Annotated in this window: 15 protein-coding genes and 1 pseudogene; 6 read left to right on the top strand and 10 right to left on the bottom strand. The window is 71.2% G+C overall.

Annotation, left to right across the window (positions count from 1 at the left end; all coding sequences use genetic code 11):
- Positions 1–135: 135 nt before the first annotated feature.
- From ACF08W_RS22690 to ACF08W_RS22660, 7 genes are all read right to left on the bottom strand, one after another.
- A complete protein-coding gene (locus ACF08W_RS22690) occupies positions 136–588 on the bottom strand; it encodes a hypothetical protein (protein ID WP_385212064.1) in 453 nt (150 codons plus the stop codon).
- A gap of 249 nt (positions 589–837) precedes the next feature.
- Positions 838–2,253, bottom strand: a complete 1,416-nt coding sequence (locus tag ACF08W_RS22685; RefSeq protein WP_392280333.1) for an NAD(P)/FAD-dependent oxidoreductase — start codon at positions 2,251–2,253, stop codon at positions 838–840.
- A 24-nt stretch (positions 2,254–2,277) separates the two neighbouring features.
- Positions 2,278–3,078, bottom strand: coding sequence for an ABC transporter permease (locus ACF08W_RS22680; protein WP_385212060.1), 801 nt, complete (start codon positions 3,076–3,078; stop codon positions 2,278–2,280).
- A complete protein-coding gene (locus tag ACF08W_RS22675) occupies positions 3,078–4,004 on the bottom strand; it encodes an ABC transporter permease (RefSeq protein ID WP_385212058.1) in 927 nt (308 codons plus the stop codon). The genes ACF08W_RS22680 and ACF08W_RS22675 overlap by 1 nt, the downstream gene beginning before the upstream one ends.
- Positions 4,001–5,152: an ABC transporter ATP-binding protein gene (locus tag ACF08W_RS22670; protein ID WP_385212056.1), complete on the bottom strand. Its 1,152-nt coding sequence runs from the start codon at positions 5,150–5,152 to the stop codon at positions 4,001–4,003. The genes ACF08W_RS22675 and ACF08W_RS22670 overlap by 4 nt, the downstream gene beginning before the upstream one ends.
- 144 nt (positions 5,153–5,296) lie before the next feature.
- Positions 5,297–6,547, bottom strand: coding sequence for a PotD/PotF family extracellular solute-binding protein (locus ACF08W_RS22665; protein ID WP_392280332.1), 1,251 nt, complete (start codon positions 6,545–6,547; stop codon positions 5,297–5,299).
- A 41-nt stretch (positions 6,548–6,588) separates the two neighbouring features.
- Positions 6,589–8,103 carry a gamma-aminobutyraldehyde dehydrogenase gene (locus tag ACF08W_RS22660; protein ID WP_352276379.1) on the bottom strand — a complete coding sequence of 505 codons (1,515 nt, stop codon included), beginning with the start codon at positions 8,101–8,103 and terminating at the stop codon, positions 6,589–6,591.
- A 215-nt stretch (positions 8,104–8,318) separates the two neighbouring features.
- Here ACF08W_RS22660 and ACF08W_RS22655 point away from each other — a divergent pair, with 215 nt between their 5' ends.
- Complete coding sequence (locus ACF08W_RS22655) at positions 8,319–8,861, top strand: NADAR family protein (protein ID WP_392280369.1); 543 nt, start codon at positions 8,319–8,321, stop codon at positions 8,859–8,861.
- Between the two features lie 94 nt (positions 8,862–8,955).
- On the opposite strand, the gene ACF08W_RS22650 is transcribed toward ACF08W_RS22655, so the two are convergent.
- A complete protein-coding gene (locus ACF08W_RS22650; protein ID WP_392280331.1) occupies positions 8,956–9,669 on the bottom strand; it encodes a DUF4190 domain-containing protein in 714 nt (237 codons plus the stop codon).
- Between the two features lie 131 nt (positions 9,670–9,800).
- Here ACF08W_RS22650 and ACF08W_RS22645 point away from each other — a divergent pair, with 131 nt between their 5' ends.
- The 5 genes and pseudogenes from ACF08W_RS22645 to ACF08W_RS22625 all read left to right on the top strand — a co-directional run bounded on the left by ACF08W_RS22645 (position 9,801) and on the right by ACF08W_RS22625 (position 14,946).
- Positions 9,801–10,829 (top strand): adenosine deaminase, encoded by a 1,029-nt coding sequence (locus ACF08W_RS22645; protein WP_392280330.1) that lies wholly within the window; start codon positions 9,801–9,803, stop codon positions 10,827–10,829.
- Positions 10,830–10,982: 153 nt separating this feature from the next.
- Positions 10,983–11,687 carry a glycerophosphodiester phosphodiesterase gene (locus ACF08W_RS22640; protein ID WP_392280329.1) on the top strand — a complete coding sequence of 235 codons (705 nt, stop codon included), beginning with the start codon at positions 10,983–10,985 and terminating at the stop codon, positions 11,685–11,687.
- A 137-nt stretch (positions 11,688–11,824) separates the two neighbouring features.
- Positions 11,825–12,943: a sensor histidine kinase gene (locus ACF08W_RS22635; protein ID WP_392280368.1), complete on the top strand. Its 1,119-nt coding sequence runs from the start codon at positions 11,825–11,827 to the stop codon at positions 12,941–12,943.
- Positions 12,940–13,679, top strand: a pseudogene (locus tag ACF08W_RS22630) (response regulator). The gene ACF08W_RS22635 and the pseudogene ACF08W_RS22630 overlap by 4 nt, the downstream one beginning before the upstream one ends.
- A gap of 73 nt (positions 13,680–13,752) precedes the next feature.
- On the top strand, positions 13,753–14,946 hold the full coding sequence (locus ACF08W_RS22625; protein ID WP_385212046.1) for a serine hydrolase domain-containing protein: 1,194 nt from the start codon (positions 13,753–13,755) through the stop codon (positions 14,944–14,946).
- A gap of 58 nt (positions 14,947–15,004) precedes the next feature.
- Here the strand turns inward: ACF08W_RS22625 and ACF08W_RS22620 are convergent, their stop codons facing one another.
- Both ACF08W_RS22620 and ACF08W_RS22615 read right to left on the bottom strand, forming a co-directional pair.
- The gene (locus ACF08W_RS22620; RefSeq protein ID WP_392280328.1) at positions 15,005–15,568 is read right to left on the bottom strand and encodes a hypothetical protein; all 564 of its coding nucleotides are present in this window, start codon (positions 15,566–15,568) and stop codon (positions 15,005–15,007) included.
- A 96-nt stretch (positions 15,569–15,664) separates the two neighbouring features.
- A complete protein-coding gene (locus ACF08W_RS22615; protein ID WP_392280367.1) occupies positions 15,665–16,828 on the bottom strand; it encodes a spermidine/putrescine ABC transporter substrate-binding protein in 1,164 nt (387 codons plus the stop codon).
- Positions 16,829–16,988: the final 160 nt, after the last annotated feature.

Below are 16,988 nucleotides of genomic sequence, written 5' to 3'. Positions count from 1 at the left end.
GGCCTCCGTGCATGGGGGAATCGAGTGCGGCGGCCACAACATGGTCCAGACCAATCAGGTTGTCAAGACCTCTGACAGCACGGGGCCTTCCGTCCGGTCGGCCCCGCGCGCCTCCCCCGCTGCCGTCGACGGCCCTCAGCGGCCTCCGCGCCCGGCCGCCGCCTCGTGCATCGCGAGCTCCAGCAGCGCCGCGTCGGTGAGGGTCCCCGAGCCGTCCGGCGGGATCAGCCAGCGCACCCCGTCCCGGGCGGGACGGCCCGGGTGGGGTACGACGATCCAGGTGCCCCGCCCCACGCCGCGCACCCCGGTGCCGACCCAGCGGCCGGCGGTGCCCGGCGCCACGAAGAAGCCCATCCGGGTGTCGCCGAACCCGGCGAGCACCGGGCCGGGCCGGTCGATCAGCCGGGTCAGGACGTCGAAGGTCGGGTGGCCCAGCTCCCCCGGGATGATCAGCACGTCCCAGCGTTTCCCGGCGGGCAGGAGGGCGACCCCTCGGGGGTCGCGCTCCCAGACCCACCGGCAGGCGTCCGGGTCCGGCGCCACCGATACGAGCCATTCGACTGCCGCTTCGACCCCCGTGCCGCTCATGGCTTGTCTCCTTTTCCGTGTTCCTGTGCCCGCCGACCTTGGTTACCGGCGCGTACACACGGGTGAGAGAGCGGAGTCGCCGGGTTATGACGCGGCTTCGGGAAAGAAATTCAGAAAAAGCGGCCCGGCCGCCTGCGGGCGGCCGGGCCAGGGGTCCGGAGGGTCCTTTTTCAGACACCCCGGAGGGTTATTCAGAAGGCGATTCCCGGAGTCGGTCGTTGGTTCCCGGGATCACCGGTGATGCCGGGGTCAGCTGTCGAAGCCGAGTCCCAGCCGGTCCATCGTCTTCAGCCAGAGGTTGCGACGGCCCTGGTTGTTGTCGGCCCTGGCCAGGGACTTCCTGGTCAGCTCGATCCCGGCCCAGGCGAACGGCTCGGGCGGGAACGGCATGGGCTTGGTGCGGACCATTTCCAGCGTGGTCCGCTCGTTCTGCTCGCCCGCCAGCAGGTCGAGCATCACCTCGGCCCCGAATCGCGTGGAACCGACGCCCAGGCCGGTGAATCCGGCGGCATAGGAGACCTGCCCCTGATGGGCGGTTCCGAAGAACGCGGAAAAACGCGAACAGGTGTCGATCGCCCCGCCCCAGGCATGGCTGAAACGGACTCCGGCGAGCTGCGGGAAGCAGTCGAAGAACTGCGCCGCGAGCTTGAGGAAGGTCTCCGGCCGCTGGTCGAGTTCGGCGCTCACCCGGCCGCCGTAGGGGTAGATCGCGTCGTACCCGCCCCACAGGATCCGGTTGTCGGCCGACAGCCGGAAATAGTGGAACTGGTTGGCGCTGTCGCCCAGGCCCTGCCGGTTCTTCCAGCCGATGGAGGCGAGCTGGTCGGCGGTGAGCGGCTCGGTCATCAGCGCGTAGTCGTAGACCGGCACGGTGAACGGGCGGACCCGCTTGACCAGCGACGGGAAGACGTTCGTGCCGAGCGCGACCCGGCGGGCGAAGATCCGCCCGTACGGGGTGCGGGCGGCCATCCCCCGGGAGGACCGGGCGAGTTCGAGGCCCCGGGTGTGCTCGTAGATCCGCACGCCCAGGTCGAGGCAGGCCCGCTTCAGGCCCCAGGCCAGCTTGGCGGGGTGGAGCATGGCCACGCCCCGCCGGTCCCAGAGACCGCCCAGGAAGGTCGGCGAGTCGACCTCGGCGCGCAGCGCGTCGCCGTCGAGGAAGTCGGTCCCGGTGAAACCGAGCTTCGTCATCTCCTCGTGCCACTCGTGGAGCTCTTCGAGCTGGTAGGGCTCGGTGGCGACGTCGATCTCACCGGTGCGCTCGAACTCGCAGTCGATGCCGTAGCGGGCGACGGCGTCCTCGATGGCGTCGAGGTTGCGCTCGCCGAGCTCCTCCAGCTTGTGGATCTCGTCCGGCCAGCGCTCCACACCATTGGGCAGGCCGTGGGTGAGGGAGGCGGCGCAGAAGCCGCCGTTGCGGCCCGAGGCGGCCCAGCCCACCTCGTGCCCCTCGATCAGGACGACGTCCCGCTCCGGCTCGCGCTCCTTGGCGATCAGCGCGGTCCACAGACCGCTGTAGCCGCCGCCGACGACCAGCAGGTCGCAGTGCTCGTCCCCGGTGAGCGCGGGCAGTGCCTCGGGCTTGCCGGGGTCGTCCAGCCAGAACGACACGGGCTTCGCGTCGGAGAGTGATTGGGCGGCGATACGCATGGCAACTGGGGCCATGGTTTCCAACTCCTTCAGAGCTTTCTAGCGTGTGCTGTTCTTGCGCCGGTTGGCGATGAGCTGACCGACGACCACCACCAGCACCGCGATGACGAACATCGCCGTACCGATGACGTTGATCTGCACGGGCGTGCCGCGCTGTGCCGATCCCCAGACGAACATGGGGAAGGTCACGGTGGAGCCCGCGTTGAAATTGGTGATGATGAAATCGTCGAAGGAGAGCGCGAAGGCCAGCAGCGCTCCCGCCGCGATTCCGGGGGCGGCGATCGGCAGGGTCACCCGGAGGAAGGTCTGCACGGGGCCGGCGTACAGGTCGCGGGCGGCCTCCTCCAGCCTCGGGTCCATCGACATCACGCGTGCCTTCACCGCCGTCACGACGAAGCTGAGGCAGAACATGATGTGCGCGATGAGGATCGTCCAGAAGCCCAGCTGCGCGCCCATGTTGAGGAAGAGCGTGAGCAGCGAGGCGGCCATGACGACCTCGGGCATCGCCATCGGCAGGAAGATCAGCGAGTTGATCGCGCCGCGCGCCCGGAAGCGGTAGCGGACCAGCGCGAACGAGATCATCGTGCCGAGCACGGTCGCGCCGATGGTGGCCCAGAGCGCGATCTGGAGGGAGAGCGAGAGCGAGCCGCACATGTCGGCGACGCCGCAGGGGTCCTTCCAGGCGTCCAGCGAGAACCGCTGCCAGGCGTAGTTGAAGCGCCCGTTCGGCTTGTTGAACGAGAACACCATGACGACGACGTTCGGAAGGATCATGTACGCGAGGGTCAGCAGACCCGCGAGGACGATCAGGTTCCGGCGAATCCAGCGCAGTACGGGCATCAGACCAGGTCCTCCGTCCCGGAGCGGCGGATGTAGACGGTGACCATGATCAGGACGGCCGCCATGAGGATGAAGGAGAGCGCGGCCGCCGTCGGGTAGTCCAGGACCCGCAGGAACTGGGTCTGGATGACGCTGCCGACCATCTTCGTGTCGGTGGATCCCAGCAGCTCCGCGTTGACGTAGTCACCGCTGGCCGGGATGAAGGTGAGCAGGGTTCCGGAGACGACGCCCGGCATGGAGAGCGGGAAGGTCACCTTGCGGAAGGTGGTGGCGGGGGTGGCGTACAGGTCGCCGGCCGCCTCGTGCAGCCTGCCGTCGATCCGCTCCAGCGAGGTGTAGAGCGGCAGGATCATGAACGGCAGGAAGTTGTACGTGAGGCCGCAGACGACCGCCATCGGAGTGGCCAGCACGCGGTTGGACTCGGTCCAGCCCAGCCAGCTGGTCACGTCCAGGACGTGCAGCGTGTTCAGTACGTCCACGACCGCGCCGCCGTCCGCGAGGATCGTCTTCCAGGCGAGCGTGCGGATCAGGAAGCTGGTGAAGAACGGGGCGATGACCAGGACCAGCAGGACGTTGCGCCAGCGGCCCGCCTTGAAGGCGATGAGGTAGGCGAGCGGGTAGCCGAGCAGCAGGCACAGCAGGGTGGCGGTGCCGGCGTACATCAGGGAGCGCAGGAACTGCGGGTAGTACTCGGCGAGCGCGTCCCAGTAGGTCTGGAAGTGCCAGGTGACCTCGAACCCCTTCTCCAGGGATCCGGTCTGGACGGAGGTCGAGGCCTGGTAGACCAGCGGGAGCGCGAAGAAGACGACGAGCCACAGGATGCCCGGGAGCAGCAGCCAGTAGGGGACGAGCCGCTTGCGGGTGGAGGGCTTGCGTATCTCCGGTTCGGTGACGGGCGCCGGTGGCGCCTCCTGGATGACGGTCACGCCGCGTCCTCCACCGTCTCCACACCGGCGTCGATGTCCTGGGCCGCGTCCAGTCCGAAGGTGTGCGCGGGGTTCCAGTGCAGCACGACCTCGGCGCCGGGCGCGAGCCGGGAGTCGCGCTCGATGTTCTGCTCGTAGACCTGGAGCGCCTTGCCGGCCGGGCTCTCCACGACGTACTGGGTGGACACCCCGATGAAGCTGGTGTCGACGATCCGGCCGGTGACCCGGTTGCGGCCGTCGGCGACGGTGTCGGCGTCCTCGGCGTGGATCAGCGAGATCTTCTCGGGGCGTATGCCGACGAGCAGCTTGCCGCCGTCCTTGACGGGGGCCGTACATCGCCCGGCGGGCAGCCGGAGCTTCCCGCCGCCCGCGGAGACGACCAGCTCGTCGCTGCCGGCGGAGACGATCTCGGCCTCGATGAGGTTGGAGGTGCCGAGGAAGTTGGCGACGAAGGTCGTCCGCGGGTTCTCGTACAGGTCGGCGGGGGCGCCGAGCTGCTCGACCCGGCCGCCGTTCATCACCGCGACCGTGTCGGCCATGGTCATGGCCTCCTCCTGGTCGTGGGTGACGTGGATGAAGGTGATGCCGACCTCGGTCTGGATGCGCTTGAGCTCCAGCTGCATCTGGCGGCGGAGCTTGAGGTCGAGGGCGCCGAGCGGCTCGTCGAGCAGCAGGACCTGGGGGTGGTTGATCAGGGCGCGGGCGACGGCGACGCGCTGCTGCTGGCCGCCGGAGAGCTGGTGCGGCTTGCGCTTGGCGAAGTCGCCGAGCTGGACGAGGTCCAGCATCTCGTCGACCTGCTTCTTCACCGACTTGATGCCGCGCCGGCGCAGACCGAAGGCGACGTTCTCCGCGATGTCGAGGTGCGGGAAGAGCGCGTAGCTCTGGAAGACCGTGTTGACCGGCCGTTTGTACGGCGGGAGGGCGGTGATGTCCGTGTCGCCGAGGAAGACCGTGCCGGTGGTGGCCTCCTCCAGGCCGGCGATCATCCGCAGGGTGGTGGTCTTGCCGCAGCCGGACGCGCCGAGCAGGGCGAAGAAGGAGCCCTGCGGAACGGTCAGGTCGAGCGGTTGGACGGCGTTGAAGGAGCCGTAGGTCTTGCTGATCCCGGTGAGGCGGACGTCGCCGCCGGTCTGCTGCTGTGTCATGGAGCGCGGTCCCAGTGGTGTCAGAGGGGGATCTGGGGGAGATCGGGGGATCGGGAGATCGCGACGATCAAGGGTGCGGGAGAGATCCCGAGGATCGATGTGCGGTGGGGGTGAGCAGAAAGCGGGCCGGGGCGGGCCGTGCGGTCAGGCGCCGATGAGCTTGGCGAACTTCTCCTCGTACGCCGTCTCTTCCTTGGTGCTCAGGGAGCGGAAGGAGTGCGACCGGGCGGCCATTTCCCTGTCCGGGAGGATCAGGGTGTTGGCGGCCATCTTCTCGTCGATCCGGGCGAGTTCGTCGCGGACGCCGTCGACCGGGCAGACGAAGTTGATGAAGGCGGCGAGGCGGGCGGCGACCGGCGGCTCGTAGTAGTAGTCCATGAGCTTCTCGGCGTTGGTCTTGTGCCGTGCCTTGGCCGGGACCAGCATGTTGTCGCTGGAGGTGATGTATCCGGCGGCCGGGATGGCGTACTTGATGTCCGGGTTCCCGGCCTGGAGCTGGATGATGTCGCCGGCCCAGGCGACGCAGGCGGCGATGTCGCCCTTGTCGAGGTCGGCGGTGTAGTCGTTGCCGGTGAAGCGGCGTATCTGCTTCTTGTCGACGCCCTTCTGGAGCCGGTTGATCGCGGCGTCGTAGTCGGCGTCGGTGAAGGAGGCCGGGTCCTTGCCCTGGTCGAGCAGGGTCATGCCGATGGTGTCGCGCATCTCGGAGAGGAAGCTGACCCGCCCCTTGAGCGCGGGGTCGTCCAGGAGCTGGGTGACGGAGTCGACCTTGCGGCCGCCGGTCGCCCTGGAGTTGTAGGCGATGACGGTGGGGATGCCGGTCCAGGGGTACGAGTAGGCGCGGCCGGGGTCCCAGTCCGGGGTACGGAACTGGGCCGAGAGGTTGGCGAAGGCGTGCGGCAGGTTCGAGGCGTCGAGCCGCTGGGCCCAGCCGAGCCGGATGATGCGGGCGGCCAGCCAGTCGGTGACGATGATCAGGTCGCGGCCGGTGTCCTGGCCCGCCGCCATCTGCGGCTTGATCTTGCCGAAGAACTCGACGTTGTCGTTGATGTCCTCGGTGTACTTGACGCTGATCCCGGTGCGCTTGGTGAACGCCTCCAGGGTGGGCCGGCTCTTCTTGTCCTCGCCGATGTCCATGTACTCGGTCCAGTTGGAGAAGTTGACCTGCTTCTCCTCGGCCGAGTGGTCGTCGGAGGCCGCGGCGGCGTCGCCCTCCCGCTGGGCGGGCGGAATACCGCAGGCGCTCAGTGTGCCCAGCCCGCCGATCGCCAGCGCCCCCATGCCGGAGGCGCGGAGGAGCGATCGGCGGGTCAGGGCGCCCCGGCCACTGGTGAGACTGCGTCGCATCGCGGCGATCTGGGCCGCGGAGAGCCGCTCCGGCTCGTACTGCTCCATGCGCGTTTCCCTTTCGGGTGTGAAGGCCGGGGTCGGCCGGATTATCGGTCCCCGAAGATCGTGCGGTGCCAGTCCTTGCGGGCGACCGCGGTGTTGTCGTACATGACGTGCTTGACCTGCGTGTACTCCTCGAAGGAGTACGCCGACATGTCCTTGCCGAAGCCGCTGGCCTTGTATCCGCCGTGCGGCATCTCGCTGATGATCGGGATGTGGTCGTTGACCCAGACGCAGCCGGCCTTGATCTCGCGGGTGGCGCGGTTGGCGCGGTACAGGTCGCGGGTCCAGGCCGAGGCGGCCAGGCCGTACGGGGTGTCGTTGGCGAGCCGCAGGCCCTCGTCGTCGGTGTCGAAGGGCAGCACGACCAGGACCGGGCCGAAGATCTCGGACTGGACGATCTCGCTGTCCTGGGCGGCCCCGGCGACCAGCGTCGGCCGGTAGTAGGCGCCCGCCGCCAGCTCGCCGCCGGGTGCCTCCCCGCCGGTGACGACGGTGGCGTAGGCGCGGGCGCGCTCGACGAAACCGGCGACCCGGTCGCGCTGGGCGTGGCTGATCAGCGGGCCGAGGTCGGTCGACGGGTCGGAGGGGTCGCCGAGCCGGACGGTCTCCATGAGCTCCGCGACGCCCTGCACGAAGGCGTCGTACAGCGGGCGCTGGACGTAGGCACGGGTGGCGGCGGTGCAGTCCTGGCCGGTGTTGATGAGCGCGCCGGCGACGGCGCCGTGGACCGCGGCTTCCAGGTCGGCATCGTCGAAGACCACGAAGGGGGCCTTGCCGCCGAGTTCCAGGTGGAGGCGCTTGACGGTGGCGGTGGCGATCTCCGCCACCCGCTTGCCGACGGCGGTGGAGCCGGTGAAGGAGGTCATGACCACGTCGGGGTGGCCGACCAGGTGCTCACCGGCCACCTTGCCCGCCCCGGTGACGATGTTGATCACACCGTCGGGGATGCCCGCCTCGGTGGCCGCCTGGGCGAACATCAGCGAGGTCAGAGGGGTGATCTCGGCGGGCTTCAGCACGATGGTGTTGCCCGCGGCGACGGCCGGGAGGACCTTCCAGGCGGCCATCTGGAGGGGGTAGTTCCAGGGCGCGATCGAGCCGACGACACCGATCGCCTCGCGGCGCACGTAGGAGGTGTGGTCGCCGTCGTACTCACCGGCCGACTTGCCCTCCAGGTGACGGGCGGCCCCGGCGAAGAAGGAGGTGTTGTCGATGGTGCCGGGCACGTCGAACTCGGTGGAGAGCTTGATCGGCTTGCCGCACTGGAGGGACTCCACCCGCGCGAAGTCCTCGGCCTGCTCGGCGAGGACGGCGGCGAAGCGGTGCATCGCCTCGGCCCGCTCGGCGGGCGTCGCGCCCGACCAGCCGGGGAACGCCTCCTTCGCGGCCGCCACGGCGGCGTCCACGTCGGCCGTACCGGCCAGCTCGTAGGTGTAGACGGTCTCGCCCGTCGCCGGGTCCACCACGTCGTGGTGGTGTCCCGAGGTTCCGGACCGCAGCTTTCCGCCGATGTACTGTGCGCCGTCCGCGAAGCGGTCCCGCACCTGGATGCCGTTGCCCATGACGTTCTCCTCCGCCGCTGACCCCTCATTCGGGGGCGGCGTAGCTTCTGCTCGATTTGAGTGCCGATCCTGACAGAGGGGAGTAACCCCAACAAGTGATTCCGTTGTTGCCTTTTGGTTACGCGACGGAATCTATTGACCATGTGTCGCGTCGGCGCGGAATTACCCGTACGGAGTGTCAGTGGCGGATGCCAGAATCGCATGCCATGGAACACATGGTCGATCTTCTCGCCCGTACCGCTCGCGGCGAGAAGGTGAAGTACCTGCACTTCTGGGGGCACCGCCCCCGGCCCGACGGGCGGGTCGGAGCGAGCTGTCTGAGCCAGTGGTGGCCCTCGCCCTTCACCGTCGACGGTGTGCGGTACGCCTCGGCCGAGCACTGGATGATGGCCGCGAAGGCCCGTCTGTTCGGCGATGCGGAATCGGAGGCGGCCGCCGTCGCGGCGAGAAGTCCGGCCGAGGCCAAGAAAGTGGGCCGGCTGGTGCGCGGTTTCGACGAGGCGATATGGGAGCGCGAGCGGTTCGCCCTGGTGACGGCCGGCAGCGTGCACAAGTTCCGGGCCCATCCGGAACTGCGGGAGTTCCTGGTGAACACCGGGGAGCGGGTGCTGGTCGAGGCGAGCCCGATGGACCGGGTCTGGGGCATCGGGCTGGCGGCGGACGATCCGCGGGCGGCGAGCCCGGCGGGCTGGCGGGGGCTGAACCTGCTGGGCTTCGCGCTGATGGACGCGCGGGCGGAGCTGCGCGCGGCCGCCTGAGCGGGGCCGGACATGCCCGCGGCCCGGCGGGGACCATGGTTCCGGTCCCCCGCCGGGCCGCGGGCGTGCGGTGTGGTGCCGAGGGCCGGGCCCGTCAGCGGTGGGTGTCGACGACCAGGGAGGTGGCGAACGGGTCGTCGTTGTACGTGCCGTCCTCTTCGTACTCGTCGATGTTCGCGGCGATGATCCAGACGAAGAAGCTGATGATCACCACGCCGAGGGTGATGCCGATGGATCCCAGGATGATCCCGGTGAGCGCCTGGCCGCTGTTGGTCGCCTCACCGCGCTGTGCCCGCTTGCGCCCCAGGATGCCGAAGATCAGGGCGAGCGTGCCCAGGATCAGGCTGGGAATGCCGTAGACGCAGAACAGGCAGACCGCCAGGATGCCCAGCACCATCGCCGCGGTGCCCAGGCCGTTGGAGGGCGGCGCGACGCCCCAGGCCGTCTGGCCGTAGCCGGGGTAGGAGGGGTAGCCGCCGTACGGCGGCGCGGGCTGCGGGGCGGGATAGCCGTACGGTCCGGCGGGCGGCGGCATCTGCTGGCCCGGCCCGTTCGGTCCGACCGGCGGCGGCGGTACGTCACCGGCGGCGGGCTCCGGGGCGGTCGGCGCCGGAGCGCCGAATCCGGGCGCCGACGGTGCGTCGGACGGCGCGGGGCTCTCCCCGTCCCCTGCCTCGGGCTGCTGGTGCGCGGCGGCCGGCTTCTCCAGCCGCACATTGTTCTCCGGCAGCGCGGCTCTGTTCTCCGGCGGGGCCCACGGGTCGCTCGACGCGCCCCCGCCCTCGGGCCGCTCTGTGCTGTCTGACATGTGCCTCCCCCATCGTGTCCCGTCATGCTACGGCCCCGGATCCGGCGGACCGACGCGGCCTACGATGATCCCCGTCCCCTGCCCGGCCGACCGAGCCCGGCAGCCGAGCCGTCCACGCCCCGGAGCACCCGATGTCCGATCTCCGTCCCTTCATCGCGGGACTGCCCAAGGCCGAGCTGCATGTCCACCATGTCGGGTCCGCCTCCCCCCGTATCGTCGCCGAACTGGCCGCCCGGCACGCCGACTCCAAGGTCCCCACGGACCCCGAGGCGCTCGCCGACTACTTCACGTTCACGGACTTCGCGCACTTCATCGAGGTGTATCTCTCCGTCGTGGACCTGATCCGCACGCCGGAGGACGTCCGACTGCTGACCTTCGAGGTCGCCCGTGACATGGCGCGGCAGAACATCCGCTACGCGGAGCTGACGGTGACGCCGTACTCCTCGACCCGGCGCGGCATCCCCGAGCAGGCGTTCATGGAGGCGATAGAGGACGCCCGCACGGCCGCCGAGTCCGAGCTCGGGGTGGTGCTGCGCTGGTGCTTCGACATTCCGGGCGAGGCCGGGCACGAGGCCGCGGAGGAGACCGCCCGGCTCGCCGTGGACCTGCGGCCCGAGGGGCTGGTCTCGTTCGGGCTCGGCGGCCCGGAGATCGGCGTGGACCGCCCGCAGTTCAAGCCCTACTTCGACCGGGCGATCGCCGCGGGCCTGCACTCCGTGCCGCACGCCGGGGAGACCACCGGGCCGCAGACCGTCTGGGACGCCCTGACCCACCTGCGCGCCGAGCGCATCGGCCACGGCACCAGCTCCGTCCAGGACCCGGAGCTGCTGGCCCACCTCGCCGAGCACCGCGTCCCGCTGGAGGTCTGCCCGACGTCGAACGTCGCGACCCGCGCGGTGCCGGACATCGAGCAGCACCCGGTGCGCGCGATGGTGGACGCGGGTGTGCTGGTCACGATCAACAGCGACGACCCGCCGATGTTCGGCACCGATCTCAACAACGAGTACGCGGTCGCGGCCCGGCTGCTCGCGCTGGACGAGCGCGGCCTCGCGGAGCTGGCGAAGAACGCGGTCGAGGCCTCCTACCTGGACCCGGCCGGCAAGCGGGCGCTGGCCTCCGAGATCGACACGTACACGGCGGACTGGCTGCGGCGGGGCTGAACACCGGACGGGCGGGGCAGGGCGGCTGAGGGTCGGCAGTCGGGGCGGGGTGGCTGAGGGTCGGCAGTCGGGGCGGGGCGGCTGAGGGTCGACCGGTCGGGGCCGGGCAGTCGGGGGCCGGGCGGTCGGGGGTCGGGCGGTCACAATGACCACATGGTCACCACAGTCACCGCCGTGGCCCACCGCGGCGATCCGTACCGGGTCCGGGAGAACACCCTCGCCTCGATCCGTTCCGCGCTCGGCCGGGGCGCGGACGCGGTCGAGGTCGACGTACGGGTCACCCGCGACGGCGTGCCCGTCCTGCTGCACGACGCCACGCTGAAGCGGCTGTGGGGGCACGACGTCCGGCTCGACCGGCTGACCCACCGGGAGCTCGCCGGGCTGACCGGGGGCGGTGTGCCCACGCTGCACGAGGCGCTGGACGCCGCGGGGGCGCACCGGCTGATGATCGACCTGCCGGGCTCCACCGACGCCTCGGTCCCGGCGGTCGTCGGCGCGGTCCGGGAGGCCGGGGCCGGTGAGCGGGTCTACTACTGCGCCGGGCCCGCCGCGATGCTCCGGGTACGGGCCGCCGACCCGCGGGCCGAGACCGCGCTGACCTGGTCGACGGCCGCGCCACCGCGCGCCGTGCTGCTCGACGCGGTGCGGCCGCGCTGGCTGAACTACCGGTTCGGGCTGGTGGACCGGGAGCTGACGGACCGGGCGCACCGGGACGGGCTGCTGGTCTCCGCCTGGACGGCCGACACCCGGCGGACCATGCGCCGTCTGGTCCGGCACGGCGTCGACTCGGTCACCACCAACCGGGTCGACGTCCTGCGCGGAGTCCTCGGCCGCCCGGCGGAGGAAACGGCGATATGACCGAGGGCGTTCCCTCAGGACCGGTCCGGGCCGCGGACGGCGCGGCTCCGGGGCCGCACCCCGCCAGGGGGCCCGGTGCCAGGCGCCTCGGTCCCCGCACCGTCGACCTGCTCGTCGTCCTGCTCGTACAGGCGGTCATGACGATGCCGTTCGTGGTGCCGCGCGCCCCGGACCTGCCGCCCGCGACCTGGACGGCGTACGGGCTGACCACGCTGACGGCGGTGCCGCTGCTCCTGCGCCGGCGGGCGCCGGTCCTGGTGCTGCTCGCGGTGCTCGCGACCGGAGCGCTGTACAACACCGTGCTGGACGGGCCGGGCCAGCCGCTCCCGTACACCGGGATCGTGGCCGTCTACACCGTGGCCGAGCTGTCCCCGCCGCCGAAGCGGATCGGGGTGCTGGTGCTGACGGCGGTGGCGGTGCTGGTCTCGGTGGGGCTGGACGGCCAGGACCTGCGGGAGCTGCTCTTCTCGCTGTTCGTGTTCGCGGCGACGTACGTCTTCGGAAGGCTCACGGTGGTGCGCCAGGCGTATCTGCGCGCGGTGGAGGACCGGGCCCGGCAGCTGGAGCTGACGCGCCGGATCGAGGCCGAGCGGGCCGTGACCCGCGAACGGGCCCGGATCGCCCGGGAGATGCACGACATCCTGTCCCATGCGGTGAGCCTGATGATCGTGCAGGCGGAAGCGGGTCCGGTCGCGGTGCGTACGGCGCCCGAGCGCGCCGAGGCGGCCTTCGAGGCGATCTCGGAGACGGGCCGGGACGCGATGGTGCAGCTGCGCCGGATGCTCGGTCTGCTGCGGGAGCCGGACGCCTCGCCGGACGCGCCGCGCGCGCCGCAGCCCGGGACGGCGGCGCTGCCCGGACTGGTGGAGCGGGTGCGCGACAGCGGACTCGCCGTCTCGTACCGGGTGACGGGCGATCCCCGGGAGCCCGGCCCGGCGGTCGGCGCCACCGTCTACCGGATCGTGCAGGAGGCCCTGACCAACGTGGTCAAGCACGCGGACGCCGACATGGTCCATGTCCTGCTGGACCACGGAACCGAGGCGCTGGTCCTCACCGTCACCGACGACGGACGGGGCCCCGGCGACGGCCCCGGAACCGGGCTCGGGCTGGTCGGCATCCGGGAGCGGGCGACCGCGCACGGCGGTACGGCCGCCTCCGGCCCCGGCCCGGACGGGCGCGGGTTCCGGCTGCGGGTGACGATTCCATGGACCGCCCCGGGTGCCGGGAGCGAACGAGTGGGGGGAGAGGCACGGTGACGATCCGTGTGGTGGTGGCCGACGACCAGGAGCTGGTCCGCAGCGGCTTCGCGATGATCCTGGACGCGCAGCCGGACATCGAGGTGGTGGCCGAGGTCGGCGACGGGGACGCGGCGGTGGCGGCGGTACGGCGGCTGGCGCCCGACGTGGCGCTGCTCGACATCCGGATGCCCGGCACGGACGGCATCGAGGCCTGCCGCGCCCTCAGTGCCGGGACCGACTGCCGGACGGTGATGCTGACCACCTTCGACTCCGACGACTACGTCTTCGAGGCGCTGCGCGCGGGTGCGAGCGGCTTCCTGCTCAAGGACGTCCGCCGGGACGACCTGGTGCACGCGGTACGGGTGGTGGCGGCCGGGGAGTCGCTGCTCGCGCCGTCGGTGGCGCGGCGGCTGATCGCCGAGTACACGGCGCGGCCGGCCGCCGCGGCGCCCTCGGCCCGGCTGGAGGTGCTGACCGGCCGGGAGCGCGAGACGTTGCTGCACCTGGCCCGCGGGCTGTCGAACGCGGAGATCGCGGCGGCGCTGGTAGTCAGCGAGCACACGGTGAAGACCCATGTCGGCAATGTGCTGTCGAAGCTGGGGCTGCGCGACCGCGTCCAGGCGGTGATCTGCGCGTACGAGTGCGGTCTGGTGACTCCCTCGACGGGCTGAGTCCCCCGGGGGAGGGAGGCGCGGCGCTCCCCTCCCCCGCGCGAGCGAGGGCGTCTCCCTCCCATGACCCCTCGGTCGGGTGATCCGCCCGGAGGCTGCCTTCAACAGGATGGAATCCGACAGCAGTCGAGGTTCCACGTCCAGGAGGCACCGGAGATGAACGCACGCATGTCCCGCACCGCCGTCGCGGCAGCGCTGGCTCTCGGTATCGCGGCGGGCCCCGCCGTCCCGGCCCTGGCGGCGCCCGGCGCCCCGCCCGCCGCAGGAGCCACCGCACAGCGGGCGGTCACCGGGCGGGCGCCGGACGCCGGGGCGCTGCGGTCCGCGCTCGCCGGGCTGCCGAGGGACGACGCGACCGCCGCGCTGGTCCGCGTCTCGGGCACCGGGGGCTCCTGGCGGGGCAGCGCCGGTGTCCACGATCTGGCCTCCGGGCGGCCGGCGGACCCGGGCGGGCGCTTCCGGGCCGGATCGGTGACCAAGGTCTTCACCGCCGCGGTGGTGCTGCAGTTGGCCGGGGAGGGGCGGATCGGGCTGGACGCCCCGGTGCGGCGGTATCTGCCGGACCTGATCCCGGCGGCGTACGGGGCGGTGACGGTGCGCCAGCTCCTGGACCACACGAGCGGCATCCCGTCCGTGGGGGACGGCGGCACCCTGGAGGACTGGTACGCGCACCGCTTCGACCGGCGCGATCCGGTGCGGACCGTGCGCGAGGCCACCTCGCACGAGCCGGACTTCGCGCCCGGCACCCAGCAGCACTACGACAACATCGGCTACACCGTGGCGGGGCTGCTGATCGAGCGGGTCACGGGCGAGGCGTACGCCGCGCAGGTCTCCCGCCGCATCCTTGAGCCGCTGCGTCTGCGGGACACGTACTTCCCGGGGGCCGACCCGACGATCCGGGGTCCGCACAACCACGGGTACCAGGTCTTCGGCGCGGGCGATCTGCGCGATGTGACGGTGTGGGGGGTGACGGACGCGTGGGCGGCGGGCGACCTGATATCGACCACCGCGGACCTGGAGCGGTTCACCCGGGCGCTGTTCGGGGGCCGGGTGGTGCGCGGTCCGCTGCTGGAGGCGATGTTCACGCTGCCCGGCGACGCGGTCCGCGAGTACGGCACGGGCAAGCCCGCCGCGTACGGCGCGGGCCTGTCGGTGATGCGGCTGGGCGGGCGTGACGTCTGGGGGAAGACGGGTGGCCGCTGGGGGTACAACACGGTGATCGCGGCCACCCGCGACCTCTCCCGGACGCTCGTCTACAGCGTCAACTCCACGGACGCGAAGGGCGAGGGGATGAACCCGACGGCGCTGGGCATCGTGGTCGCCGCCTTCGGCGCCCCGTCGGCCGGCTGAGCCCCGGGCCCTCCGGTCGGCCGGGCCGGGGCCCGGGGCCCCACCAGGTTCCGGCAGGTCAGTCGACCGGGACGGCCGGCGTGGCCGGCGTGGCCGTGGCGGCCGGACCGGGGAGCGGAATCCGCTCCAGCGACTCCAGCCGCTTGATCATGCGGCGCAGCACGAGCAGCGGGATCACGCCGAACACGCCGAACGACATGTCGATGACGGACCACCAGAAGGGAATGCCGCGGATGGGGCCGCAGATCAGCGCGAGCGGGATGATCCCGGCGCAGGCGATCATGCCGAACTCGATGACCCAGATATTGCGGACCGGGTCGCGGTAGGGGCCGTAGAAGGCGACCGCGATGACGAGATGCGCGAGGGCCAGCCAGTCGGTGCCGTACAGCACGAAGGGGTACTTCGCGTCGGCCTCGTCGAGGCCGGTGCGGACCTTGGTGATCCACTCCATCAGCGCCGGGAAGTGCTCCGGGACGGGAGAGGCCGAGGACCTCAACAGGTCCTCGGCCCAATGGAGTTCGTGCACGAGCGGAAAGGCGGTCACCCCGCTCAAGATCAGACAGACGACAAAGACGGCCAACCACACGCGTATGCGCCTCAGCAAGGCTCTTCGCTCGCTCATGTCCCGCAGCGTACGCCCGCGTTCACGGCCCTCCGGGGCCGCCCCCGGCCCGGCCCGGGACATCCGGGGGGCCGCCTCCCGGCCCGGCCCCGCCGCTCAGAGACCGACGATGCCGTTCCACTTCTTGGCGAACTCGGTGCGCTCCTCGGAGGTGACGTCGCGGGCGATGGCGAGCCGCTTGCGCATGTCGTCGTCGGGGAAGATCAGCGGGTCCTCGGCGAGTTCGGCGGTCTCCTTGTCCTTGGCGGAGGCGAGCACCTCGCGGGCGGCGGGCACCGGGCAGACGTAGTTGACCCAGGTCGCCAGTTCGGCGGCGACCTCCGGCTCGTAGTAGTAGTCGATGATCCGCTCCGCGTTGCGCTTGTGGCGGGCGAGGTTGGGGATCATCATCGACTCCGCCCAGAGCTCGGCGCCCTCCTCGGGCACCACGAACTCGATCTCGGGGTTGTCGGCCTGGAGCTGGATGACGTCGCCGGAGTAGGCCTGGCAGGCCAGGACGTCGCCGGTGGACAGGTCCTTGATGTAGTCGTTGCCGGTGAAGCGGCGGATGTGCCGCTTCTTCACCAGCTTCTCGATCTGCTCGCACACCAGGAAGAAGTCGTCCCGCTGCCAGCGGGTGACGTCGACGCCGTTGCCCTGCATCAGCAGGGCGATGGACTCGTCGAGCCCGGACATGAGCGTCACCTTGCCGCGCAGGTCGTCCGCCCACAGATCGCTCAGGTGCTTGATCTCGCGGCCGAGCTTCTTGCGGTTGTACGCGATGCCGGTGATCCCGGACTGCCAGGGGACGCTGTACAGGCGGCCCTTGTCGAAGGCGGGCGACCGCAGCTGCGGGTCGAGGTACTTGGCGACGTTCGGCTGCTTCGCCCGGTCCATCTCCTGCACCCAGCCCAGCCGGACGAACCGGGCGGACATCCAGTCGCTGATCACGATCAGATCGCGGCCGGTCTGCTGGTGGTTCATCAGCGCCGGGCTGATCTTCCCGAAGAACTCGTCGTTGTCGTTGATCTCCTCCGTGTACGTGACGGAGATCCCGGTCCGCTTGGAGAAGGCGTCGAGGGTGGGCCGCTTCGACGTGTTCTCGTCGTCGGTGTCGATGTAGAGCGGCCAGTTCGCGAAGTGCAGGCTGTGGTCGCTCGCCGAGGTGTCGCGCCCGGCGCGGTCACCGGGCGCCACGTAGGCGGCGGGCACACCGCACCCGGCCAGCGCGGTACCGGCCGCCGTGGCTCCGAGGGCGCGCAGCAGGGAGCGGCGGGACATGGGGTTCTTCGCAATTGCTCGCACCAGCGAAGGATGCCGGGCGGGCCGCCGGACGGGCAATGGACCAACCGTCCAGCGGCGGCGGCACCCGCCGCACACCCTGTCGATCCGTCCGGGGTCCGCCGCCGGTACCCGGGAACGGGAACGGCCCCGGGCATGC

This window comes from Streptomyces sp. NPDC015144, assembly GCF_043079735.1.
Lineage (GTDB): Bacteria > Actinomycetota > Actinomycetes > Streptomycetales > Streptomycetaceae > Streptomyces.
This window is presented reverse-complemented; position numbering and strand designations above follow the sequence as displayed.